Annotated in this window: 22 protein-coding genes; 13 read left to right on the top strand and 9 right to left on the bottom strand. The window is 45.7% G+C overall.

Annotation, left to right across the window (positions count from 1 at the left end; translation table 11 throughout):
- Window positions 1-106: 106 nt before the first annotated feature.
- On the top strand, window positions 107-865 hold the full coding sequence (locus tag IV40_RS02865) for a MurR/RpiR family transcriptional regulator (protein WP_057768880.1): 759 nt from the start codon (window positions 107-109) through the stop codon (window positions 863-865).
- Window positions 866-899: 34 nt separating this feature from the next.
- Here the strand turns inward: IV40_RS02865 and IV40_RS02860 are convergent, their stop codons facing one another.
- The gene (locus IV40_RS02860) at window positions 900-1,280 is read right to left on the bottom strand and encodes a hypothetical protein (protein WP_057768879.1); all 381 of its coding nucleotides are present in this window, start codon (window positions 1,278-1,280) and stop codon (window positions 900-902) included.
- A gap of 94 nt (window positions 1,281-1,374) precedes the next feature.
- On the bottom strand, window positions 1,375-2,031 hold the full coding sequence (gene apf / locus IV40_RS02855; protein ID WP_476737438.1) for an aggregation-promoting factor: 657 nt from the start codon (window positions 2,029-2,031) through the stop codon (window positions 1,375-1,377).
- 256 nt (window positions 2,032-2,287) lie between these two features.
- Between apf and IV40_RS02850 the strand changes: the two genes are divergently transcribed.
- On the top strand, window positions 2,288-2,623 hold the full coding sequence (locus IV40_RS02850) for a hypothetical protein (RefSeq protein WP_057768878.1): 336 nt from the start codon (window positions 2,288-2,290) through the stop codon (window positions 2,621-2,623).
- Window positions 2,624-2,811: 188 nt separating this feature from the next.
- On the opposite strand, the gene IV40_RS02845 is transcribed toward IV40_RS02850, so the two are convergent.
- The 3 genes from IV40_RS02845 to IV40_RS02835 form a co-directional block, all read right to left on the bottom strand.
- Window positions 2,812-4,935: an ATP-dependent Clp protease ATP-binding subunit gene (locus tag IV40_RS02845; RefSeq protein ID WP_057768877.1), complete on the bottom strand. Its 2,124-nt coding sequence runs from the start codon at window positions 4,933-4,935 to the stop codon at window positions 2,812-2,814.
- A gap of 141 nt (window positions 4,936-5,076) precedes the next feature.
- Window positions 5,077-5,502: a hypothetical protein gene (locus tag IV40_RS02840; protein WP_057768876.1), complete on the bottom strand. Its 426-nt coding sequence runs from the start codon at window positions 5,500-5,502 to the stop codon at window positions 5,077-5,079.
- Window positions 5,503-5,583: 81 nt separating this feature from the next.
- Window positions 5,584-7,188: a bifunctional aspartate transaminase/aspartate 4-decarboxylase gene (locus IV40_RS02835; protein ID WP_057768875.1), complete on the bottom strand. Its 1,605-nt coding sequence runs from the start codon at window positions 7,186-7,188 to the stop codon at window positions 5,584-5,586.
- A gap of 279 nt (window positions 7,189-7,467) precedes the next feature.
- On the opposite strand from IV40_RS02835, the gene IV40_RS02830 reads away from it, so the two are divergent.
- The 4 genes from IV40_RS02830 to IV40_RS02815 all read left to right on the top strand — a co-directional run bounded on the left by IV40_RS02830 (window position 7,468) and on the right by IV40_RS02815 (window position 11,972).
- On the top strand, window positions 7,468-8,190 hold the full coding sequence (locus IV40_RS02830) for a GntR family transcriptional regulator (protein ID WP_057768874.1): 723 nt from the start codon (window positions 7,468-7,470) through the stop codon (window positions 8,188-8,190).
- Between the two features lie 141 nt (window positions 8,191-8,331).
- Window positions 8,332-10,725 (top strand): phosphoketolase family protein, encoded by a 2,394-nt coding sequence (locus IV40_RS02825; RefSeq protein ID WP_057768873.1) that lies wholly within the window; start codon window positions 8,332-8,334, stop codon window positions 10,723-10,725.
- A gap of 328 nt (window positions 10,726-11,053) precedes the next feature.
- Window positions 11,054-11,680 carry a transcriptional repressor LexA gene (gene lexA / locus IV40_RS02820; RefSeq protein WP_162258848.1) on the top strand — a complete coding sequence of 209 codons (627 nt, stop codon included), beginning with the start codon at window positions 11,054-11,056 and terminating at the stop codon, window positions 11,678-11,680.
- Window positions 11,681-11,684: 4 nt separating this feature from the next.
- Window positions 11,685-11,972, top strand: coding sequence for a hypothetical protein (locus IV40_RS02815; RefSeq protein WP_057768871.1), 288 nt, complete (start codon window positions 11,685-11,687; stop codon window positions 11,970-11,972).
- A gap of 29 nt (window positions 11,973-12,001) precedes the next feature.
- On the opposite strand, the gene IV40_RS02810 is transcribed toward IV40_RS02815, so the two are convergent.
- Window positions 12,002-12,415, bottom strand: coding sequence for an Hsp20/alpha crystallin family protein (locus IV40_RS02810; RefSeq protein WP_057768870.1), 414 nt, complete (start codon window positions 12,413-12,415; stop codon window positions 12,002-12,004).
- A 178-nt stretch (window positions 12,416-12,593) separates the two neighbouring features.
- Here IV40_RS02810 and IV40_RS02805 point away from each other — a divergent pair, with 178 nt between their 5' ends.
- Together IV40_RS02805 and IV40_RS02800 are read left to right on the top strand one after the other, a co-directional pair.
- Window positions 12,594-13,322, top strand: a complete 729-nt coding sequence (locus IV40_RS02805; protein ID WP_057768869.1) for a hypothetical protein — start codon at window positions 12,594-12,596, stop codon at window positions 13,320-13,322.
- A 63-nt stretch (window positions 13,323-13,385) separates the two neighbouring features.
- A complete protein-coding gene (locus IV40_RS02800) occupies window positions 13,386-13,616 on the top strand; it encodes a hypothetical protein (RefSeq protein WP_057768868.1) in 231 nt (76 codons plus the stop codon).
- A gap of 45 nt (window positions 13,617-13,661) precedes the next feature.
- Here IV40_RS02800 and IV40_RS02795 read toward each other — a convergent pair whose 3' ends face one another.
- Both IV40_RS02795 and IV40_RS02790 read right to left on the bottom strand, forming a co-directional pair.
- Complete coding sequence (locus IV40_RS02795) at window positions 13,662-14,447, bottom strand: Cof-type HAD-IIB family hydrolase (protein ID WP_057768867.1); 786 nt, start codon at window positions 14,445-14,447, stop codon at window positions 13,662-13,664.
- A gap of 26 nt (window positions 14,448-14,473) precedes the next feature.
- Window positions 14,474-15,271, bottom strand: coding sequence for a tyrosine-protein phosphatase (locus IV40_RS02790; protein WP_057768866.1), 798 nt, complete (start codon window positions 15,269-15,271; stop codon window positions 14,474-14,476).
- Between the two features lie 168 nt (window positions 15,272-15,439).
- Here IV40_RS02790 and cls point away from each other — a divergent pair, with 168 nt between their 5' ends.
- From cls to IV40_RS02775, 3 genes are all read left to right on the top strand, one after another.
- Window positions 15,440-16,897: a cardiolipin synthase gene (gene cls / locus IV40_RS02785; RefSeq protein WP_057768865.1), complete on the top strand. Its 1,458-nt coding sequence runs from the start codon at window positions 15,440-15,442 to the stop codon at window positions 16,895-16,897.
- Window positions 16,898-17,057: 160 nt separating this feature from the next.
- Window positions 17,058-18,428, top strand: coding sequence for an FAD-dependent oxidoreductase (locus IV40_RS02780; RefSeq protein WP_057768864.1), 1,371 nt, complete (start codon window positions 17,058-17,060; stop codon window positions 18,426-18,428).
- Between the two features lie 382 nt (window positions 18,429-18,810).
- Entirely contained in the window at window positions 18,811-19,731 is a 921-nt protein-coding gene (locus tag IV40_RS02775) for an NADP-dependent oxidoreductase (protein ID WP_057768863.1), read from the top strand.
- Window positions 19,732-19,772: 41 nt separating this feature from the next.
- Here the strand turns inward: IV40_RS02775 and IV40_RS02770 are convergent, their stop codons facing one another.
- Complete coding sequence (locus IV40_RS02770) at window positions 19,773-20,612, bottom strand: alpha/beta hydrolase (RefSeq protein ID WP_057768862.1); 840 nt, start codon at window positions 20,610-20,612, stop codon at window positions 19,773-19,775.
- A 165-nt stretch (window positions 20,613-20,777) separates the two neighbouring features.
- Here IV40_RS02770 and IV40_RS02765 point away from each other — a divergent pair, with 165 nt between their 5' ends.
- Both IV40_RS02765 and IV40_RS02760 read left to right on the top strand, forming a co-directional pair.
- Window positions 20,778-21,749, top strand: coding sequence for a ribose-phosphate diphosphokinase (locus tag IV40_RS02765; protein WP_057769243.1), 972 nt, complete (start codon window positions 20,778-20,780; stop codon window positions 21,747-21,749).
- A 130-nt stretch (window positions 21,750-21,879) separates the two neighbouring features.
- Window positions 21,880-22,512 (top strand): LVIS_2131 family protein, encoded by a 633-nt coding sequence (locus IV40_RS02760; protein WP_057768861.1) that lies wholly within the window; start codon window positions 21,880-21,882, stop codon window positions 22,510-22,512.
- Window positions 22,513-22,574 lie beyond the last annotated feature (62 nt).

Below are 22,574 nucleotides of genomic sequence, written 5' to 3'. Positions count from 1 at the left end.
CTTCACCATTATGATAGGATAAATGCGTGTGAAAATGTTTTCACTATTTTGAATATCAGCAAAATACTGAAAAAACGTTTACAAAAACAAGAAGAGGGGCTGTACAGTGAAAAAGTTAAGTAACTCTGAGGAGTATGTTTGGCGTTATATTCAAGATCATGTGGTCGACATTCCCAATTTATCCATTGTGAGGTTAAGTGAGCTAGCTAATGTGTCAACTGCGACCATTGTGCGAACGATGAAGAAAAAAGGGTATAAAGGATATACCGACTTTCGGCATGAAATCATTCGGCATAATTCGAAAAATGTCAAATATCAAAATTTAAAACAAGCTGACGACGAAATTCGGTCCGTTATTTTTAAAAGCACTTCTGAAGTTGAAAATACGATCAAGCAATTGAACATCGGCGTTATTGAGGATAGCATCCAAAAATTGCGAGCCATACCAAGCATTTATATATTTGCACGCGGTTTATCAGAACTGATTGCCAAAGAAATGATGATGAAATTTCAATTGCTGGGGAAACAAGCTGAAATGTTTACAGATCCGAATATCATTCGCATTTTAGGAAATCGGATTCCCAAAAACTCCGTTGCAATTTTTATTACTTTAAATGGGCAAACGCCAGAGCTGGTTGATGCAGCTAAAAAAATCAATAAACGTGAAATTACAACCATCACGTTTACAACAAATGATGAAGGCGATATTTTGCCATATTCTGACTTAGTTTTTTTAGGCTATAAATCGGATATTACATACTTCCCTGAATTTGAAGTCCATTCACGATTGTCATTACAAGTGATGACACGTATCCTGACAGATGCCTATGTTGTCAGGACGTCAGACAAAAAAAGCGGCTCCTAGAATTTTCTAGAAGTCGCTTTTGCGCTATTATTGATTAAGCTTTCTGAATCGTCGTGATGATATGGTTGACGGCTGGAACATCGTTAATGATTTCGAGATCGTTAACGGTGACACTGTTATCTTTTTCAAGCGTGGCCGCTTGTTCGGCGCTCTTTTCGATGGGTTCGTAATCGAGTTTGAGCACACGGGAAAGGTTGGCCAGAATCTGATAATAAGAATTCGTATCGACTAAAGTACTTTGCAAAATGATCTTTTCGACTTTGCCATTGGTAACGACTAATGACAGCTGAATCGGTTCGAAATGATTATAAACATGAATCCCTTCCTGAACAGAATCAGGCAAACGCAATGGGGCCGGGATTGTTTCGTTATAATCGGCTTGCAATTGTGTGTATGAAATGATGTCTTGTGACATATGCTCATCCTCTTTTATTCTTATTCTAGCATGCAAATTCAAAATGGCATATAAAAACGGCCTCACAGTTGTGCGGCCGTTATCTTTTATTCTTTTAATAGTAACCGTTGGATTCCCAGAAGGATTGTGCAGCTGACCATGAACCATACTTGCTGGTAACGTATTGATCAGCGGCTCGTTCCTGGTTGGCGGCTGAATAATCGCCGTTTAAGTAAGAAGCACTTAATTGATACTTGCCGACATAAGCGCCGTTGTTAGCACTGTAAGAACCGCCGGATTCTTTGTTGGCGATCCAAGCCTTGGCGGCTGAATCGGAAGTGGACAAACTATCGGTTGCAGCAGTTGAATCAGACGAAGCGGTTGCGGCTGCTGGTGCGGTGGTTGTTTGAGTAGTGACTGCTGGTTGTGCGGCAGGCTGCTGAACAGTCTGAGTCGTTGCTTGAACGGCTGGCTGAACTGTTTGTGTCGTTGTCGCAGCCTGCACTTGAGTCGACTGAGGTGCGGTTGTCGTCGCATCTGGGATTGTGATTGTTTGCCCAGGTAACAGCAGATAATCCGTTAAATCGATTCCGTTTGCTTGGACGATCCGATCGAGCGAAACGTCATACTTTTGTGAATAACCCCAAAGTGTATCTCCTGATTGAACCGTAACCGTTGCGGCTTGGGTCGCTTGCGCAGAAACTGCGAATAATGAAACGGCTGCCCCGGTCGTGATCAACATCGATTTGATTCGTTTACTCAAATTCCCCACTCCTTGTAAAATAGTTTGTACTTGGTTAATGTTTGCATTGCGTTCAGGCTTTTTCCCCATTACCTGATTACAAGGAGCAGTATACAACTTAAGAATGTCAATCCTGTCGCAGAAAAGTTACAGTTTAAAAGGCTTTTGTCATTTTGTCACAAGTCTGTAACAAATCCCGTTTTAAAAGCAAAGAAAGCGAATTCAAGTGAAACTTTTTTTACTCGTATCACTGATTGTGGCACAATAAAGATGGGAGGGCGACTTGATGCAGAAATATTGGCGGCGTTACTGGCGACAAGGCTTTTGGCCATGGGCAGTGTTACTGTTGACGATTCATTTCAGTCAACGGAACGTAGGGTGGCTGCAGCTGCTGAACAGCGACATTTTGTGGACGGCGATGTATCTTTTTTTATATCCGACGTTTCGCAATTGGGCCGCACCGTGGCTGCGCAAATGGACACGGACAGAGGCACAGACAGCATCCAGACAGCGCAACGTACTGACAACAGTGATTTTGTTCGCAGCCAATTTCATTTTGCTGGTCACCAGTCCGTTTTGTGCGTGGCTGGCATTTTGGCATCAGAATCACAAAAAAGACTAACGAAATTTTTCGTTAGTCTTTTTTCACGTTTATTATTGCGGTCAAAACGTTCTGTGCCGCACTCTGATTGAAACGTGTGTCACAAAACTGACCGCTGCGTTTAAGTCAGTTCAGACTAAATTCAGAAGACAGAATTTGTCTGAACTTTCTTTAAGACTTGCGGTCAAAGCGTTTTGTGCCGCACTCTGTTAGTCGCCTAATTCTGTTTCTTTGCTTGAATCGGGCTTTTCAGTTTCCGGTAAATCGGAATCAGACTTTGAATCGTCTTTTGCTGCTTTGTCTTCGACAACGATTTTATCGCCCTTGACGCCCATCTGGATTGTCTTTACATCTGGATGTTTCAAGATGTAGCGAGCTACTGGCGTTTCAATCTGGTTTTGAATGACCCGGCGCAATGGACGAGCCCCTAGCGTTGGCTCATAGCCCATTTCGACCAGTTTGTCTTTGGCGGGTTTGGTGACATCGATTCGAATGCCCTTGTTCTGGACCATTTTGTTGACGTTGTCGAGCATCAAATTGACAATCTGAATCAGGTCATCTTTTGTCAGCGGATTGAATTCAACGATGCCATCGAACCGGTTCAGAAATTCCGGCTTGAAGTAGTTCTTCAAGGTATCAATCAGCGGCTGATCCGGCATCTTGCCGTCTGGGCCAACCCCAGCGTTTGAAGTCATGATAATGATTGTATCTTTGAAACTGACAACACGACCCTGCGAATCGGTCAGACGTCCGTCATCGAGAATCTGCAGGAAGAGGTGCATGACATCTGGATGTGCTTTCTCAACTTCATCGAGCAGGACGAGGCTGTATGGATGCCGACGGACTTGTTCAGTCAACTGACCGGCTTCTTCGTAACCGATATAGCCAGGAGCCGAACCAATCAGCTTGGAAATGCTGGACTTATCCTGATATTCAGACATATCGATTCGAATCATCGAATCTTCGGTGCCGAACAATTCTTTGGCGAGCTGTTTGGCCAATTCAGTTTTCCCAACCCCAGTCGGGCCGACGAATAAGAACGAACCGATGGGACGCCCAGACTGATTGAAGCCGGCTCGATTACGAATCAAGGCGTCAGAAACTTCCTGAATGGCCTGATTCTGGCCAATGACTTCTTTTTCCAGGTCTGGTTCAAGGTCTTCGAGCTGATGGCTTTCTTTTTCTTGGAGATCGCCAACGGGAATACCCGTCTTTTGTTCAATGATATTGGCAATATCACGTGCAGTGACTTCCGGCTTTTGGCTGGCGTCAATCTTGTTCTGACGCTGCTGATTTAATTTGTCAATCTGGTCACGGTATTGAGCCGCTTTTTCGAAGTCTTCCTCAGCAGAAGCCTGATCTTTTTTAGCGGACAATTCTGTGATTTGTTTGTCGATATTTTCAGGGCTGATCGGCTGGATGGTCAGATTCTTCTTGGCCCCAGATTCATCCATCAAATCGATCGCCTTATCCGGCAAAAATCTGTCTTGAATGTAACGCTGCGAAAGGGTAACGCATGCTTTTAAAGCGCCATCTGTGTAATGAACATGGTGATATTCTTCATATTTCGGCTGCAAGCCTTTCAAAATCTTCAAAGTATCCTTGGCACTTGGTTCGTTGACCATGACGGGCTGGAAGCGGCGGGCTAAGGCTGGATCTTTTTCGATTTGCCGGTATTCATTCAAAGTGGTTGCACCAATCAATTGAATATCGCCACGTGCTAAGGCTGGTTTCAAAACATTACCGGCATCCATGCCGCCTTCAGCATCGCCAGCACCCATGATTTCATGGATTTCATCGATGAAGAGGATAATGTCAGGATTGTCTTTTAACTCCTTCAGCAAGTCTTGGAGCCGCTTTTCAAACTGCCCCCGAATCCCGGTATCTTGGACGAGTGATACGACATCTAGCCGGATAATTCGTTTGCCAATCAATTTTTGCGGTACGTCGGAGTTGACGATTTTTTGAGCCAGACCTTCAACGACGGCCGTTTTGCCGACACCGGCTTCCCCAATTAAAACGGGATTGTTCTTTGTCCGGCGATTCAAAACCTCAATTGCTTGTTTGATTTCATCGTCACGGCCAATCACCGGGTCGAGCTTGCCATCTTCAGCTTCTTTGGTCACATCGACACCGAATTGCTGGAGAATGCTCTGCTGCTGGCCATTCTGAGCTTGCTGCTGTTGCTGAGCTGCTTGAGCTGCCTGTGCCTGGCGGGCCGAATCAATTGGGACACCGTTGATGCTGCGGCGGATATTGGGATTGTCATTAAAGCCGCCCAGCTGATTAAATAAATCATCGAAATCATCAAAACCAAATGGATCGTTTGCCATCAGAATCGCTTCTTTCTATTATTTTTTCACCTTCATTCTATCTTCATTCTATGCCGAAAGCAATCATAGCAGGTAAAAAACGCTTTATGGCATTCAAAAAAGGACTGCGGCAATTTAGTCGCAGTCCTTTTAAAAATGAAATTATTTTGTTGCTTTTTTAGCTTTGTTATCGTTCTTTTGTTCATGAACAACACTGCTTGCAGCAGCCTTCTTTGGGCGGCTTGCATGCGGCTTGTCAGCGTTGCGGCCAGGATGGCTTAAAACATTCTTATGCTTGCGTGGTGCTGTGCCGCTGTATTGGGTTGGCATTGTGCCGCGTGGCGCACGCACAGCAACGGATTCAGTCCATGAAGTTGTTGCTGGTTCGGAGTCATCGTCGAAATTATCTTCATCGGTATCGAAGTCAAAATCATCGTCGAAGGCATCGTCTTCTTCCTGCTGATTCTGCTTCATCTTCATATAAGCTGAAGCACTGTAACCAATCCCGATTCCTAATAAGGTTGCAAAGGCAAACCGGATCGGATGCTTTTTATCGACTTTGACAATTTGTTTGTTTTTCTTAAACATGGCATAACCCTCCATCTATTTACTAATTCGCTTTCATCATAACATTTTAACGGATAAATGTATTGTAAAAAATGTTTAAAATTAGTGGTTCCCGTCTTTTTGTGCCGCCAAATAATGGGCATGATAGGCATCCAATAATTTCAGAATATTCTTGGCGATGACCCGATAATCGGGATTGGCCAAGTTAGCCTGTGAAACCCGCAGCGTACCAGCTTGAGCACCGAATCCGGTGCCATCCATCAATACGGTGCCATGCATTTCGGCGAGCCGCATGCCGAAGTCGATCTCCTCATAATTTTCTTTGAGATAATCGGCAAAGGCCTGATCGTAACGAATGGCCGCCAGTTTATAAATGTTGATCAGGGCATAATATTTGGTATTATGCGGACTTTCGTTGGCTGGAATTTCGAGTGCATCAAAGAAATCCCGGTAACGATCGTTAATCAGCTTCTTAGAAGCCGTGATGTACGGGTCAGGCTGGTCGCCGCAGACGAGGTTGGTTAAACTGAAGAGAGCCATCATGACTTGTTGCGGCGTTGACAGACCTGAAGTGTGATAAAGGCCGATGCTGCGACTATCAGCGACCATTCTGTCGATGAATTTCATTTCTTCAGGATGCAAAGCAATCCGACCGTAACGTTTGCCCATTCGTTCATGGATAGCGGCCGATTTTTCATGAATCAGCTGGTCGTAGACGTTTTTGTCATGGGCAGCGACTAAACCGACCCGCCAACCGGTTGCACCATATAATTTCGAGAAGGAATAAACCAGCAGGGTATTATATGGCAGCACCGCATAAATCGACTGGAAATGATCGGCAAAGGTGGCATAAACGTCATCGGTAACAATCATCAGATTGGGATTTTTCGCAACAGCCGCTTGCAATTCAGATAGGGCTTGCGGCGTCATCGCCATCGAACCGGGATTCGACGGATTAACGGTAATGAAAAGTTTGATTGACGGGTCAGCCAGCTTGGCGATCTGGCGACTGTCGATTTCCCAATGATTTTCAGCGGTCGAGGTTAAATCGAGTTCAACCAGTTCGTAATCATTCAAGGTCGGAATTTCAAGATAGGGTGTAAAAATCGGCGCATTGATTGCAATTTTGTCGCCGGGATTGATGAGGTGGTTTTCACGCAGGGCATGAAAAAGGTAGACAATCGCTGCTGTACCGCCTTCGGTTGGGAACACTTCAGTCGTATCGGCTAACGGCACCCCATGATATAAGTTCTTTTCGAGATAGTGATTCAAAATGGGTTCGACAACGGACAAACTGCGGCTTGGCGCTGGATAATTATTGCCGATAACGCCATCGATCAACCCTTTAATGGCTGTGTCGCCATCCATGGATAAAGTGTCGGTTAAATAGGTATAGCTCTGCTGCAGAAATTGATCAGTGGCATCGTTTGGCTGCAGAAAGTCTAAAAAGCGCTGTGCAATGCCTTCCTGCTGAACATAACCGGCCAAATCGCCACGATGCAGGGTGCGCTGCGATTCTTGGGCCCCAAATTGGACTAAACGAGCAAATGCCAAGCGGGCTTTTGTGTTGATCCAATTCGGATTGCCACGGCTCGCATTCAAAAACGAATGAGCACTGCTTTCCTGAGCCAGCTTGGACATGCCAGCCGAAATGGTAAACGCACTTAATTTTTCAACTTGTTTCTCACGATCGGAACGTGACGACATCATTATTCCCTCCAATGTTTCAATTAGCACTACCAGCATAACGCAAAAAGCACCAGAACGCACTTCAGACGCTAATTGGCGGTTAAAAAACTTTACAGCCAATCCCGACCTTTTGTAAATTGAGGGTAGAAACGAAGCAACGCTGTCTTTCCATCATGATAGTGACCTAGAGGGAATGGTTCGGGGGAGCCGTTTCTGCCTTTAAAAACGCATGTGCACTTTGCCAAAGTGGCGTTCAGAGAGTACCATGAATGAGAAATCACTTTGGGAGGGAAAAGCGTGACACTGATCTATCAAGAAATAGCGACCGATTTACGCAAACGGATCGATCACGATGAGTTTCAAAATATGAAACTGCCGGATGAACGGACCTTGAGCACTAAATATCAGGTCAGCCGCAGCTCAATCAAACGGGCTTTGAACGAATTGGCCGACAAAGGCATTATCTTTAAAAAACGTGGTTCAGGCACATTTATCAATCCGTTGTACCTGAAGAATGCCACCATTTTTTCGTACACTGGTTCGAATTTAGGTGTGACCGATAGTTTTCAACAAAACGGGGAGCATCCTGATATTAAAGTGCTTCGGTTTGAGGTGACTCGTCCGTCTGCTGATTTGCAGCAGGATTTGTTTTTGAAACCAGACGATTTTGTGTACGAGATTATTCGGCTGCGGGCTTTGAAGCAACAACCGTTTATGATTGAAAAAAGTTACATTCCAATCAAGATTATGCCGGAATTGTCGGAAGATATCGTCGCACATTCGATTTTCAACTATATGGAAAAAGAACGCCAGCAGCGTGTGACAAAGGCCTTTTTGAGTTTGTATGCGGCGCCGTCGAATGAACACGATCAAGCAGAATTGAAGCTGAAGCCGACCGAGCCCGTTGAAGTGATGGAAGGCATCTTCTTTTTGGCGGACGGGACGCCGTTTGAATTTTCAAAAATGCACCTGCATTATCAATATTTGAAATACAATACTTTTGTGGCGCTGGATGATTAAGGCGCCGCTTTTTTTAACCATCTGAAATTGGTCCGTTCCAGTGGCAACAATGGTTGACTTTGCGAGTGCATCTAGTTATGCTAAGCGTGTTAAAGAGATTATAATAGGAACAACTTAAACGAAACGGGAGGCAAGTTGATTATGGCAGATGTTGATTATTCTTCACAAGAATATTTTGATCTGATGAAAAAGTATTGGTCAGCTGCAAACTATCTTTCTGTCGGCCAGCTTTACTTAAAGGGCGACCCCTTGTTACGGGAGCCATTGAAGCCAGAGGATGTTAAAGTGCATCCATTAGGCCATTGGGGGACTATTGCCGGACAGAACTTTATTTATACCCATTTAAACCGTGTCATCAATAAATACGGTTTGAACATGTTTTACGTTGAAGGACCAGGTCATGGCGGCCAGGTCATGGTTTCTAATTCCTACCTTGATGGCAGTTACAGTGATATTTATCCGACTATTTCACAGGATGCCACCGGAATGGCGAAATTATTCAAGCAATTCTCATTCCCAGGCGGGATTTCATCACATGCGGCACCAACCACACCAGGTTCCATTCATGAAGGTGGGGAACTCGGTTATTCCTTATCACATGGCACAGGTGCTATTTTAGACAATCCAGATTTAATTGCCGCTGTTGTCATTGGCGATGGCGAAGCCGAAACCGGCCCATTAGCTACTTCTTGGCAATCGAATAAATTCATCAACCCAGTCAAAGATGGGGCTGTTTTGCCGATTCTCCATTTGAATGGCTACAAGATCAGTAATCCAACCATTTTAGGCCGTGAAGATGATGAACATCTCCAGAAATTCTTCGAAGGCATGGGCTGGCATCCATACTTCGTCGAAGGTAACGATCCTGACAAGATGAATCCGGAATTAGCAAAAGCGATGGATTCAGCTATCGAAGAAATTCAGGCCATTCAAAAGAATGCTCGTGATAACAACGATAGTCATATTGCCACCTGGCCAATGATCGTCTTCCGTTCACCAAAAGGCTGGACGGGTCCAAAAGAATGGGACGGCAAGCCGATCGAAGGCTCATTCCGTGCCCATCAGATTCCAATTCCTGTCGATCAGAACGATATGCAGAATGCCGATCATCTGGTCAACTGGATGAAGTCTTACCAGCCGGAAGAATTATTCGACGAAAACGGGACTTTACGCCCAGAACTGCGTGCCTTAGCTCCTAAAGGCGATGCACGGATGTCCGTCAACCCCGTCACAAATGCGGGCGGCGACGCTCAGCGTGATTTGATTTTACCTGATTATCGCGACTATGCTTTGGATAATTCCGAACATGGCAAGCTGACGAAACAAGACATGATCGTCTGGTCCAATTATTTACGTGATCTGATCAAATTGAATCCGAATAATTTCCGTGTCTTCGGTCCCGATGAAACGGCTTCGAACCGTTTGTACGGCATTTTCGAAACGACAAAACGCCAGTGGGAATTACCGATCCACGATCCATTCGATGAAGATATGGCTCCGCAAGGCCGTTTGATTGATTCGCAATTGTCTGAACATCAGGACGAAGGATTCTTGGAAGGGTATACCTTAACTGGCCGGCATGGTCTGTTTACGAGTTACGAAGCTTTCTTACGGGTCGTCGATTCGATGCTGACCCAGCACTTCAAGTGGCTGCGCAAAGCTAGTGAATTATCCTGGCGTAAACCGATTCCATCACTCAATGTAGTGTCGACTTCAACCAGCTTCCAGCAGGATCATAATGGTTACACCCATCAGGACCCAGGTATCTTGACCCATTTGGCTGAAAAGAAGCCGGAATATATTCGTGAATATCTGCCCGCTGATGCGAACTCCTTGTTAGCTGTTAGTCCGTTGGTCTTCCAAGGTCATGAGAAGATCAACTTGCTGATTACTTCGAAACAGCCACGGCCGCAATTCTACACGATTGATGAAGCCACTCGTTTGGCGCAAGATGGGTTAGGCATTATCGATTGGGCCAGCACCGATCAAGGTCAAGAGCCTGATATCGTGTTTGCTGCTGCTGGGACAGAGCCGAATATGGAAAGTTTGGCTGCAATCGACATTCTCCATGAAAACTTCCCAGATATGAAGATTCGGTTTATCAACGTCATTGATTTGCTGAAGCTGCAAAGTCCAGACGTCAATCCACGTGGTTTGACCGATGAACAATTTGTCCAATACTTCACCAAAGACAAACCGATTATTTTTGCCTTCCATGGTTATGAAGATTTGATTAAGAGTATCTTCTTCGGCCGTCCGAATACGAACGTTCATGTTCATGGTTACGAAGAAAATGGGGATATCACGACACCATTCGATATGCGTGTCATGAACAACCTTGATCGTTATCATTTGTCGATCGAAGCCGTTTCTGATATGCCGCAGTATGCTAAAATCGGCGGCGAATTCATCCAGAAGATGCGCAACACCTTGGTTAAGCATAAGCAGTACATCGACGAATACGGCACCGATATGCCTGCAGTCGAAAACTGGAAGTGGCGTCCGGTCAATAATGTCGGGAAAGTCACTGACTAGCATAAGTGAAACGAATGGTCAGTTCCTTGGAACACATTTAAAAACAGAGTGTGGAAAAGAACGGGTGACAATGAGGCTTAACAAAACTTTGGATGCGGATTTGGTTTTTAAATCCACATCCAAAGTGAGTTAAACGAAATGGTCAGTTCTTTGAAACACATTTAAAACAGACTCAATTCACGTTGAGTCTGTTTTTTTGTGTTTTCGGCACAATTTAGGCTGTTCTCCGAAAATAGGTTCGGTTTTTGATTGCAAACACTCGTTCGAATGTGCTAGGATAAGACTTAAGAATAGACATCAACTACATAATTAGAAAATGAGGTGCAAAATTATGGCACGAGTCAATACAAAACGGTGGGAACAGGTATTGCATGTAATCCACGATTCCATTGAACACAACGGTTATCCGCCAACGGTCCGGGAAATCGGCAAGGCCATCAACATTAGTTCCTCCAGTACAGTTGCCGGCTATTTGTCACGAATGCTCAAGGAAGGCTATATCACTAAGGACCCGACTAAACCACGAGCCCTTGAAATTACCGAAAAAGGGGCCAAATTGATCGGCATTGAAAAGAAACAGATTCCAATCATCGGGACAGTTGCTGCTGGTGTGCCGATTACGGCCATCGAAAACGTCGAAGATTACTTCCCAGTCCCGGATGATCTTAACTTTGATCCGTCCGATCTGTTTATGCTGCATGTTCAGGGGAATTCGATGATCAATATCGGTATCTTAAATGGCGACGAAATTATCGTCAAACGTCAGCACGATGCTGAAAATGGTCAGATTGTCGTTGCCCAGACGGAAGAAATCGAAGCAACTGTCAAGCGGTTCTATAAAGAAGACGATCGTATTCGGCTCCATCCTGAAAATGATGACATGGACGATATGTATTTCGACAGTGTCACGATTTTAGGAGTCGTTGTCAGTTTGTACCGGCCGGCACTGATCTAGGCAAATGAAGCATGATTTTTCAGGCGACCAGTTTTATTATCTGGTCGTCGTCAATCCAGTTTATTGGATCCGTACGGTGCCGTTAGATCGCCATTATCCGTTTCATTTATTACACGTGCGGGATACTTTTGAACATGGCAAATTTGTGCAGCGCCAGTTTGCGGCCGCCAAAACGACCGATTTGACTGTCCAGCAGGCACAAAAATTGCAGACTGAAAAATTATGGCAGGGGTTGGACCTGCGTTGGACACAAACCGCTGCAGAAGCGTTAAAAAAGGATTTCCGGCAATAATGTCGGAAATCCTTTTTTTGTGCAGTTATTTAGTTAATTTCGATGTGATGTTTCTGGGCATCAGCCGTCTTAGGAAGGGTGATTGTCAAAACGCCATCCTGATAAGCTGCTGTTACTTTTGCTTCATCGACATCTGGCAATGCATATTGCCGTTCAACGGTGCCGTAATGACGTTCGCTGCGGATTAATTGGTTTTGATCGTTAGTTTCGTCATGCTTTTGCTTTGCTGTGGCACGAACAACCAGCAAACCGTCACTGTAATTCAGCCGAATATCATTTTTATTTAAACCAGGAAGATCAATTGTGACCACATAGTTGTCATCATTTTCTACAATATCTGTTTTCATCGTGCCAGTCCCTTGTAACCAATCCGTTGGTAAATTATCACCAAAAACACGCCGTGCTAAATGATTCAAATGATCTAAAGACAAGTCGTTTGCCATTCTCATCCATCCCTTTCCAAATTGATTTCACGTTCATTCTAACGACCTAAGCCGTTTAAAACAAGCAAAGACGGCTGAATTTTCAACTTGTTTGTTTTTTCACAAATGACGAGCACGATTATTAGAATTGGTTCGAAAGGGGTGCTAATCTTTTTTTAAACGTAAGGGGGGAATGATGATGAAAAAGTCACTTGTTTTGATCATTGCCTGTGCGGGGCTGTTTAGCGGTTATACATCGCCGCAAGCGGCCGGAATTGCCCACTATCGGCAGCTCGATATGCGGATGGCAGCGGCCGCTGCGAAAACTGCCACTGCGACCACTAGCCCGTCAATCCAGAAACAGTTAAAACAAAAAATGAATGCTGAATCTTTTCCCAAATTACCGACTGGACTGAATGCGACCCTCACTAAAACAACGCATGCCTTTCGGGTCACGTATTATTCAGCAGCCCATCAGCTAGCTTTAAATGACGCCAAAGTGAAAAACGGCACTCCGGCAGCGATGTATTCAAAAAAGAGTTACGCCAAAGCGGCCGATGCTGCCCAGCAGATCAACTATTTTAAAGCGGACCAGGGCGGCGATAAAGTCAAATTAGGTCATGGAATCACAGCGACGATGGATCGTGCCGCCGGGTCCAGTTATTTGCATTGGACGGAGGACCATTGTTCCTTTACGATTCATGCAGTGAACCAAGAAAAGGACAATCCTGTTGGTTTAGGAAAGAAAATTGTTACGAGTTTAGCGACGACCAAACTGCCGAAGAATATTAAAAAAGGTGCCTTTACTTTTGAAGCCCATCCATCAGAATTAGCCAATCATGTTGTTTGGCAGAAGGATAAAGCTGTCTATACATTAGCCGCTTCGCAGCCGAAGATGATTCTGCAGATGATTACTAGCCTGGCATAAAGGTTGCATTTTAACACCGCTGCCTGTCATACTGGCAGTACCCAATGAAAGGGAGTGGGAGCAATGGCAGAAGACATTTTGTTCAATCCTGGCGATGCGATCGCACAGAACTACGATTATAACGCCGTTATGCGCAGCGCCGAAATCTTTCATTATCAGCAGCATCCGCAGCAATTTGTGCTCGTACAGGCACCGGAAGACGCTTGCTACGCCGTCTTTCGGATTGCCGATGCGGCTCACATTAAAGAACAGCTGGCGCCATTGCGGCGTTATCAAATTGTGAAACGACTTTAGCATTTGAAAAGGGCGAACCATATTGGCTCGCCCTTTTGTGATTGTTTAAATTAAATCGAAATGCTGCAAGCCTTTGACGATGCCGCCATCTAAATTGGTGGTGGTCACAAAATCGGCCATTTCTTGAGCCTGTGTGACGCCGTTCGCCATGGAAATCGGATGATCGACCGCTTGGAACATTTCCAAGTCGTTGTAACCGTCGCCGAATGCATAGGTTGGCACGCCTTCCAATTTGGCATCTTTCAGCAGAGTTTTGATGCCGACCCCTTTGTCGATGCCGTTACGCACGACGTCAAGAGCGTAAGGGCCATTTCGGAAGAAGTGCAGCTGGTCAGCAAATTCGTCCTCGTATTCGATCTGACGGTCGAGCTTGGGCTGATGCGGCGTGAACAGCAGCATCATGTAGACGGGCTCTTGTTTGTAGAAGTCGGGGTCAACCGGGACCTGGTTGAAACGCAGCATGTGATAGTTATCTTCGACAAGCTGATTCTTCCCCGTAACTGCAAAGTGCTGGTCGTTGTAATAAGCAATTTGCAGGTCTTCGGAACGAGCCTTTTCATTGAGGGCTTCAATTGTTTTCGGCGAAATTGGAGCGGCGCTTAATTTTTCATTATGGTACATGACATAAGCGCCATTAGCGCCATTAACGGTGTCGATGTGTGTTGCGGCCAATAAATCCTTCAATTCGAATAAATTGCGTCCCGTCGACAACGCTGGCAGAATATTGTTTTTCTGCAACTGTGCGAGTGCAGCCAGATTTTCCTGCGGAACTTGTTTTTCATCATTCAATAAGGTTCCATCGAGATCGAAAAAAACAATGCCTTGATACATTCTGATTCCTCCCATTAAAACGGTGCTTATTCCAGATAAAGGTTTTTGAGCTGTTCAAGGTCTTCATCGGAAAGCTTCATTTTATCATGTAAATATTGTTCGACTGTGCCGGATTCGGCCTCAATCGCCGCAAAGACAGCGTCGAAGTTGCTGCTTTCGACACCCATCCCAGCGTTCATCTGATCGACCTGCGCATTCCCAGTTGATGTCAGCATGGCTTTGATGGCGTGCTTATCGCCGCCGCCTAAAACGACGTTGGTCAGCAGGTAATCTTTGCGAATCAATTCTTTATCAACTCCCAATGCGCTGAGGACCAGCATTGCACCGACGCCGGTCCGGTCTTTGCCGGCTGCACAATGAAAGACAACGCTTGAGTTGTCCTCATCGTTCATCAGCAGGGTTTCAAATAAATTGCGGTAGGTTTCCTGCGGATGCGAATCGGTAATCATCTGGGTGTAGGTGTCGCCCATCAGCGGCTGATTTTTCGCATGGCCCAGCAGATGCTTCAGGCGGTGTTTGAAGCGCCGTCCGGTCGTTTGATCTACAAACGGATAAACTGGTGTTAATTGGTAAACGACGGTATTGCGCAGCTTGTCCGGCGAGACTTGGGCTTCGTCTTCGGAACGGAGGTCGATGTCGTAACGAAGACCGTAATCGATCAAATAGTCGATGTCTTCCTGAGTGAGCCGATTCATCGTGCCCGAACGTAATAATTTATGCCATTTAAGATGGCGTCCGTCTTGGGTCGGATAGCCGCCCAGTTCACGGAAATTGATCCCCTTTTGCAAGGCGAGAATTCGATTTTGATCTTCTTGTGCAGACAAATTTAGATACTCCAATCCTATTTTTATGCATTCATTGTAGCCTGTTTTGCATCGCAAGTGCAATAAATTCTAGTTACAATTTGCCGGTCGCCAAAAAGGGGGGTATCCGTTTCGTTTCGATTGCGAGACGCGTATAATGAAGAAAGCATATACATAGGGGAGTTTTTGATGAGTATCTTTAATTGGATTTTATTAGCAATCATCTTTTTCAACACACTCGCCGCTGTCATTACGGTCTTCCGCAAGCCACGTGATATTGCGGCGACTTGGGCCTGGCTGCTGGTGCTGATTCTGCTTCCGATTTTCGGATTCTTGCTGTATTCCTTTACCGGACGGGGGATGGGTCGTCAGAAAATTTACCATATTCAGGGACAAGATCGCGTCGGGCTGGAACAACTATTCGAGATGCAGCAGCATGATAATGTCGGGATGAAACGGCAGGATTCTGATTCGATCACGGATAGTGCGAACCAGCTGATTCAGTTGTTTCGGACCTTGGATAAGGCACCTTTGACACGACGGAATCATATTGATTTGTTTACAGACGGCGAAACGCTTTTTAAAAAAATGTTTGCTGAAATCGATCAGGCAACTGAAAGTGTCCATGTCGAATTTTATACGATTTATCCAGATGAGCTGGGCACTCAGTTTCTGCATTTGATTGAAAAAAAGGCACAGCAAGGCGTTCAAGTACGAGTCCTGTATGACGCATTCGGTTCGCATGGGACGACCAAAAAATGGTTCAAAAAATTTGAAAGTTACGGCGGCCAGGATGCCACTTTTGTGACGTCGCATAATTCACTGACCAAATCACGGCTGAATTACCATGACCACCGTAAAAATGTCGTTATCGACGGCAAAATCGGCTACACCGGCGGTTTCAATATCGGCGATCAATACGTCGGCCGCAAAAAGAAGTTCGGTTATTGGCGGGACACGCACTTGCGGATGGTCGGAACTGGGGTTTTGGCTTTGCAGATGCATTTTATGATGGATTGGAATGCTTCCGTACGGCCGCAGGAGGAAGTTCATTACCAAGCGCAGTATTTCCCGCATCCGCCGAAAATCAAGGATGCGACGACCAACTTGCAAGTGGTAACTAGCGGTCCCGTTGCTGGTGTTCTGCCGATTCGGGATGGTTACATTCGAATGATTTCGATGGCGAAACGCTCGATTTGGATTCAGTCGCCGTATTTAGTGCCGGATGAAAGTGTGCTGTCGGCGTTATGTATCGCCGCTTCGGCAGGCGTCGATGTCCGCATTATGATTCCTGACATGCCGGACCATCCGTTTATCTACCGTGCAACCCAGTATTATGCGCAGATTTTATTCGGCCGTGGCGTGCACATCTACATCTACCAAAACGGGTTTATCCATGCCAAAACCGTCGTGATGGATGATCAGATTGTTTCGATCGGTTCGGCCAATCAGGATATCCGCAGTTATAAATTGAATTTTGAGATCAACACGTTCATGTATGATCGCAAGATTGCCCGTAAACAGACGCATATTTTTGAAAAAGATATGTTTTATTCCCGTGAACTGACGCAGGAAGATATTGATAATCAGTCAGAATGGCTGCGGTTCAAGCAGCGTTTTTCACGGCTGCTATCGCCAGTCTTGTAGACTCAGACCAGTTCCAACAATTTTCGGATTGCTGGGGCTTTTTAATTGCTTTTTTCGGGGACGCCTGCTAAAATGAAAGCGAATTAGACAATCACAACTCTATCCTGCACAACTGGTTGCAAGCAATCGCCGCAGGGTAGCAATCGAGGAGGTTATTTTCATGCGTATTTTAGTCGTTGGTTCATCACATGCTGGTTATGAAGCGGTCAAAACAGCTCGCCAGCAGTATCCGGATGCAACAGTTGCTATGTTTGAAGAGGGCGATAAGGTTTCCTTCTTATCCTGCGGGATTCAATCTTACTTAGAAGGCATCACAGACAACGTCAACAAACTTCATTATGCTTCCAAGGATAGTTTATCGAAGAAGGGGGTCGACGTTTATGTTCAGACCCAGGTCGATGGGCTGGATGTAAAGAATAAGACAATTCATGTCGTTGATTTGAAGCATCAGCAAGATCGCAATGAAAGCTATGACAAATTGATTCTCGCACCAGGGGCTTTGGCAAGCACATTGCCGATTCCTGGGCATGATTTGAAGAACGTCGGCGTTTTGCGGGGACGTGATTGGGCGATTAAGAATAAAGAGAAAATGGTTGATCCGAAGGTTAAGAACGTTGTGATCGTCGGCGGCGGCTACATCGGGATTGAAGTCGCCGAAGCTTACAACAAGGCCGGCAAGAATGTGACAATCATTGATGTTCTGCCCCGAATCATTCCTACTTATTTGGATGAAGAATTTACCGACATTCTCGAAGACACCATGATGACACATGGAATCAAGCTGCGTCTCGGCGAAGACGTTCAGAAGTTTATCGGTGATGAAGACGGTAACGTCAGTGAAGTGGTTTCTAACAAGGGCAGCTATCCAGCTGATGTCGTTGTTCAAGCCGTTGGGGTCAAACCGAATACAAAGTGGCTCGATGACAGTGGTTTAGCAATGGGCAAGAAAGGTGTCATCAACGTGGATGCTTATCAACGGACCAGCAATCCGGATGTTTTTGCAGCTGGGGATGCCACAATGGTTACCTATGCACCAACGGATGAACCGATTTACATTGCGCTGGCTTCAAACTCACGTCGTCAAGGGGTGACAGCGGCTAAAAACCTGGTAAAGGAAACCGTCAAGATGCCTTCTGTTTCAGGGACATCTGCTTTAGCCATGTTTGAATACAAGTACGCTACGTCGGGCATGAAAGAAGCCGATGCTGCTAAATCATCTTTAAAGACGCGTTCGATTTTCGTTCGGGAAACATTGCGGCCACGTTTTATCAGTGAAACAGCCGGCAATGCCGATGTTTATATGAAGATGACTTATGAAGTCGGTACTGGCCGCATCCTTGGGGCTCAGTTGATGTCCAAGCATGATATCACCATGTCGATCAATGTCATCTCGGTTGCCATTTCAACCCACATGACAATTGATCAATTGGCGATGCAGGACTTCTTCTTCCAGCCGAACTTCGATCATCCATGGAATTACTTAAATATTTTGGCACAAGCTGCCGTCAAGCAAAATAACGAAGCTGAATAACCTGATTGCTACCGCGTTTCGCAAATTGATACTGTTCAAACAAAAATGACTCTTTAGATGCAATTTTTGCACTTAAAGAGTCATTTTTCGTGAAAGAGACACTGATGTCACCGCCTCTTTTTGACTTGTTTTAAGGGCTTGCATGCTCATGATCAAACCGTACTTCATCACGCTCTGACTAAAACGCGTTCCAAGAAGCTGATCATTGCGGCTAAATCACTTTGGTCTAAATCTCCAGAACAGATTTTGACCAAAGTTTCTTTAATCCTCATGATCATTCGCTTCTTGTCACGCTCTAATCTTTTTAGTTCACTTTTTTTGGCAAGCGTGCTAGGGTAAATGGTAAAACACGAAGCGGTTTTTGAAATGAGGGGGACTTCAGATGCAAGCGATAATGATCGATCAATTTGGCGGTACGGAACAGTTGAAAATGCAAACGGTCGCCACACCAGAATTGAAACCGAACCAAGTACTGGTGCATACAAAATCAGTTTCAGTCAATCCGATTGATTGCAAAATTCGGAGCGGCGCATTCAAAAAATTCAAATTGCCGGCTATTTTAGGCTTTGATGTGGCTGGCACGATTACGGCAGTGGGGGCCGATGTGACAGATTATCAAGTTGGTGATGCTGTCTTTGCGGAAACCGCTAAATCAAGCACATATGCCGAAGAAGTGGCCGTCAATGTCAAAGACCTGGCTAAGAAGCCGAATGAAATTACTTTCAACGAAGCGGCAGCTTTACCGATGGCGAGTCTGACAGCTTGGCAGGCCGTAATCGATACGATTCAGATTCGTCCGGGTGAAAAGTTATTCATCAACGGCGGTGCTGGCGGTGTCGGTCAAATGGCGATTCAATTTGCCCACAATGCCGGTGCGTATGTTGCTACCACGGCCAGCAAGACCAATGCGGCCCTGCTCGAATCTTTAGGGGCCGATGAGGTGATCGATTATCATACCGATGACTTCCGGAACCGTTTATTCGATTATGATGCTGTCCTTGATTTAATCGGCGGTGTCAGCCTGGTCACGAGTTATCAGATTTTAAAACCCGGCGGTCGGCTGGTGTCCTTAGTCGGCAAACCGGATGCCAATTTAGCGAAAAAGTATGAGATTAACGCCAGCCATTTTTCGAGTCATACCGATGGCAAGCTGCTCGGTGAAATTGGCGATCAAGTTGTTAAAGGTCGTGTGCGCGTGACCATCAGCAAGATTTTCGAATTTTCACAGGCAGGTGTCGTTGCGGCACAAACCTTGAGCGAATCTGGACATGCCGATGGAAAAATCGTCATTCAATTTGCATAGTCAAAAGACGTTCGAAACAAATCGTTTCGAACGTCTTTTAGTTACTTCCATAAATAATCACTGATAGTTTGAATGACGGCTGGATTGCTCAAGAGTTGGGTGTGTAGTGCGTTCATTGTAAACTCCCGTTCCTGATACGTATGCGCTTGACCGGCGACTAAGTAAGCCAGTGCTTGTGACGAGCCATTCGGAACCGTTTTGTCGGAATGCAGCTGCTGGACGTTGCCATAAATATTCAGGACGTCGGTTTGTTTGGAAAAATTGGCTTTATGGGCGTCGAACCATTTGAAATGAGCATCCTGTTTCAAAGGCATGCCATCAGCCGTCAACTGATCCTCTGAGTGCAGGGCGTCATCGAAGGGGCCAGCAATGAAGACAGTTTTTTGTGCGTGCGGCATGCGGTGCTCATTGGGGTCGAGCAGGACGTATAAGAGCGCCTCAGCGCCTAATGAGTGTCCGACGGCATTATAGGTTGTAACGTCATAACGCTGCTGTAAAGCCCGGAGAATGGCTGCAATCCAGTGAGCTTCCTGGTGAAGCGAAAAAGGAAAGGTCAGCTGAAAAAGGACCTGAATCGTCGGATTGACAGCTTCTGCCGGCCACTTTCCTTTGAAATGCAAACCGCCGAACGGGTCGACGGCAATGGTGAGCGTATGCTCAGCGGCACCATCGTCCTGCATTGTGGTCAGCATGGGCCGCAAAGACCGCCGGCCGCCGCCGCTGCCATGGAAGAACAATGTCGGCACTTGCGAATAATGATATTCGGCTGGTAATTTGCGGAATGGCAACGGTGCAACGGGCGGATGCAGCAGGTGATGCAGGAGATAACCGCTGAGGAAGCCGGCGCCAAATGTTCCAACAGCTAATTTTTTATTTGTCATAACGATCGCCTCGAATTCTACTTTCATCATATCAGCGTTTCAAATGAGAAAGGTGAATTTTGTGGCAGAGGTGATAGTCAAATGTTCCGGAATTGGTTATAATAAGTCCGGTAAGCAAGTTAAAAGACAGTGATTCATTCAATGAAAGGTGATCGAAGCAAAAATATGGCTCAATTAACTCAAGATGCACCGATGCAGCTGTTTGCATTAAACGGCAATCGTCCCTTAGCTGAAAAAATCGCACAGCATATGGGTATTCCGTTAAGCAAGACGACTATCCAGCATTTTGCGGATGGCGAAATTCAAGTCAACATTGTCGAAAGTGTTCGTGGCGCTGAAGCTTATGTGATTCAGCCGACCAGCGATCCCGTCAATGAAAATTTCATGGAACTGATGATCATGGTCGATGCATTGCGGCGTGCGAGCGCCAAGTCGATCAACGTTGTGATGCCGTACTACGGTTATTCACGTGCTGATCGGAAGGCACGTTCACGTGAACCGATTACGGCTAAATTAGTGGCCAATTTATTGAGCATGGATGGAATCGATCGGCTGATCGCATTGGATCTCCATGCCGACCAGTTGCAAGGTTTCTTCGATATTCCCGTTGATCATTTGCGGGCAATGCCGATCCAGGCCAAATATTTAATGGACCATAACATCAAAGGTCATGATGTTGTTGTCGTTGCACCGCAGCACAGCAACGTCAAAGACGCCCGCAAGCTGGCTGAATTTTTGGATTCGCCGATCGCTATCGTTGACAAGCGTGCGTCTGGCAAGACTTATGTGATTGGGGATGTCGAAGGCAAGACTTGCGTCATTCTCGACGATATGATCGATACCGGCAATCGAGTTGTTTATACGACGGAAGCGCTGAAAGACGCTGGCGCCAAAGATATTTACGCCTGTGCGACGCATGCCATCTTCTCAGCCGGAGCGACGGATCGTTTGAAGGCAGAGCCATTGAAAAAGATCATTGTGACCGATTCGATTCAGATTCCGGAAGACAAGCAATTAGATAATTTAGTTCAATTGAGTGTTGCGCAGTTATTTGCTGCCGCCATTGAACGCATTCATTCCAACCGTTCTGTCGACGACTTATTCAAGCTGCCGAAAGATTACACGATGGAAGGTTAAAGTTTCTCAACACAAGCATCCTGCTGGTCAATCGGCAGGGTGCTTTTTGACGGCCGGAAGGGGCCCGTCTATCAAAATTGTGATGAATAAGTTATAATCGAAGTAATCAAACGACAGAGGGAGTAAAGTCATGAAATCTGCATGGAATTTATTGGGCGTTGGTGCCTGGCTGATCGTGATTGCTTTTTTCATTTGGATGATCTACGACATCCGCAAACGGCGTTTAAAACAGCTCGTTCAGACCCACAAAAAATTTAGCACGCGTAATTTAATCATTTCACTCATCGAAGTGGCTGTTTTCGTGGTCGGCTTCTGTACGATGAGCTATCAGACCTTTTTCAAGAGTATCGACCTGACTAGCAAACAAACGGTCCGCATCCATTATCGCTATGATGCGCTGGTTTTAAATACGAATCAGCAGCCGTCTTATTTTGTCAGTGTCAAGACGGGCGGCGGCAAGAATCCGTTACAGACCTTTACTTACTTAGTGGATGGGGCTGAATATCAGACCACCAATCGCAATGCGTCGATCTCATATGGCAAACGAATCACTGACGTCGAAGCAGATGCCTATCCATGGGACCGCAAAGCCCTGCAGCGTGAGGATAAACGGACTGAACATGCTTTCACAGCGGTCATGACAGCTACTTATAAAGATAATTGGCAAAATGGCTTAGGCCTGCATGCAGGCCGGCATGCGACCCAATATACGCTGATTCGCATCCCAGCACAGACCTTCGTTCATTTTGAAAATAAAGAATAACAACCACAAAGGACTGTTCCAGCATCAAGCTAGATGCTGAGACAGTCCTTTTTTGATGGTAG

It is taken from the genome of Lactobacillus selangorensis, assembly GCF_001437205.1.
Lineage (GTDB): Bacteria > Bacillota > Bacilli > Lactobacillales > Lactobacillaceae > Paralactobacillus > Paralactobacillus selangorensis.
This window is presented reverse-complemented; position numbering and strand designations above follow the sequence as displayed.

What these genes read in the sequence shown, in the direction of transcription:
- IV40_RS02860 (WP_057768879.1), bottom strand. Translation starts at nt 1,280, where the DNA reads ATGTCACAAGACATCATTTCATACACACAATTGCAAGCCGATTATAAC.
- IV40_RS02850 (WP_057768878.1), top strand. Translation starts at nt 2,288, where the DNA reads ATGCAGAAATATTGGCGGCGTTACTGGCGACAAGGCTTTTGGCCATGG.
- IV40_RS02845 (WP_057768877.1), bottom strand. Translation starts at nt 4,935, where the DNA reads ATGGCAAACGATCCATTTGGTTTTGATGATTTCGATGATTTATTTAAT.
- IV40_RS02840 (WP_057768876.1), bottom strand. Translation starts at nt 5,502, where the DNA reads ATGTTTAAGAAAAACAAACAAATTGTCAAAGTCGATAAAAAGCATCCG.
- IV40_RS02835 (WP_057768875.1), bottom strand. Translation starts at nt 7,188, where the DNA reads ATGTCGTCACGTTCCGATCGTGAGAAACAAGTTGAAAAATTAAGTGCG.
- IV40_RS02825 (WP_057768873.1), top strand. Translation starts at nt 8,332, where the DNA reads ATGGCAGATGTTGATTATTCTTCACAAGAATATTTTGATCTGATGAAA.
- IV40_RS02815 (WP_057768871.1), top strand. Translation starts at nt 11,685, where the DNA reads ATGAAGCATGATTTTTCAGGCGACCAGTTTTATTATCTGGTCGTCGTC.
- IV40_RS02810 (WP_057768870.1), bottom strand. Translation starts at nt 12,415, where the DNA reads ATGGCAAACGACTTGTCTTTAGATCATTTGAATCATTTAGCACGGCGT.
- IV40_RS02805 (WP_057768869.1), top strand. Translation starts at nt 12,594, where the DNA reads ATGAAAAAGTCACTTGTTTTGATCATTGCCTGTGCGGGGCTGTTTAGC.
- IV40_RS02800 (WP_057768868.1), top strand. Translation starts at nt 13,386, where the DNA reads ATGGCAGAAGACATTTTGTTCAATCCTGGCGATGCGATCGCACAGAAC.
- IV40_RS02795 (WP_057768867.1), bottom strand. Translation starts at nt 14,447, where the DNA reads ATGTATCAAGGCATTGTTTTTTTCGATCTCGATGGAACCTTATTGAAT.
- cls (WP_057768865.1), top strand. Translation starts at nt 15,440, where the DNA reads ATGAGTATCTTTAATTGGATTTTATTAGCAATCATCTTTTTCAACACA.
- IV40_RS02780 (WP_057768864.1), top strand. Translation starts at nt 17,058, where the DNA reads ATGCGTATTTTAGTCGTTGGTTCATCACATGCTGGTTATGAAGCGGTC.
- IV40_RS02775 (WP_057768863.1), top strand. Translation starts at nt 18,811, where the DNA reads ATGCAAGCGATAATGATCGATCAATTTGGCGGTACGGAACAGTTGAAA.
- IV40_RS02770 (WP_057768862.1), bottom strand. Translation starts at nt 20,612, where the DNA reads ATGACAAATAAAAAATTAGCTGTTGGAACATTTGGCGCCGGCTTCCTC.
- IV40_RS02765 (WP_057769243.1), top strand. Translation starts at nt 20,778, where the DNA reads ATGGCTCAATTAACTCAAGATGCACCGATGCAGCTGTTTGCATTAAAC.
- IV40_RS02760 (WP_057768861.1), top strand. Translation starts at nt 21,880, where the DNA reads ATGAAATCTGCATGGAATTTATTGGGCGTTGGTGCCTGGCTGATCGTG.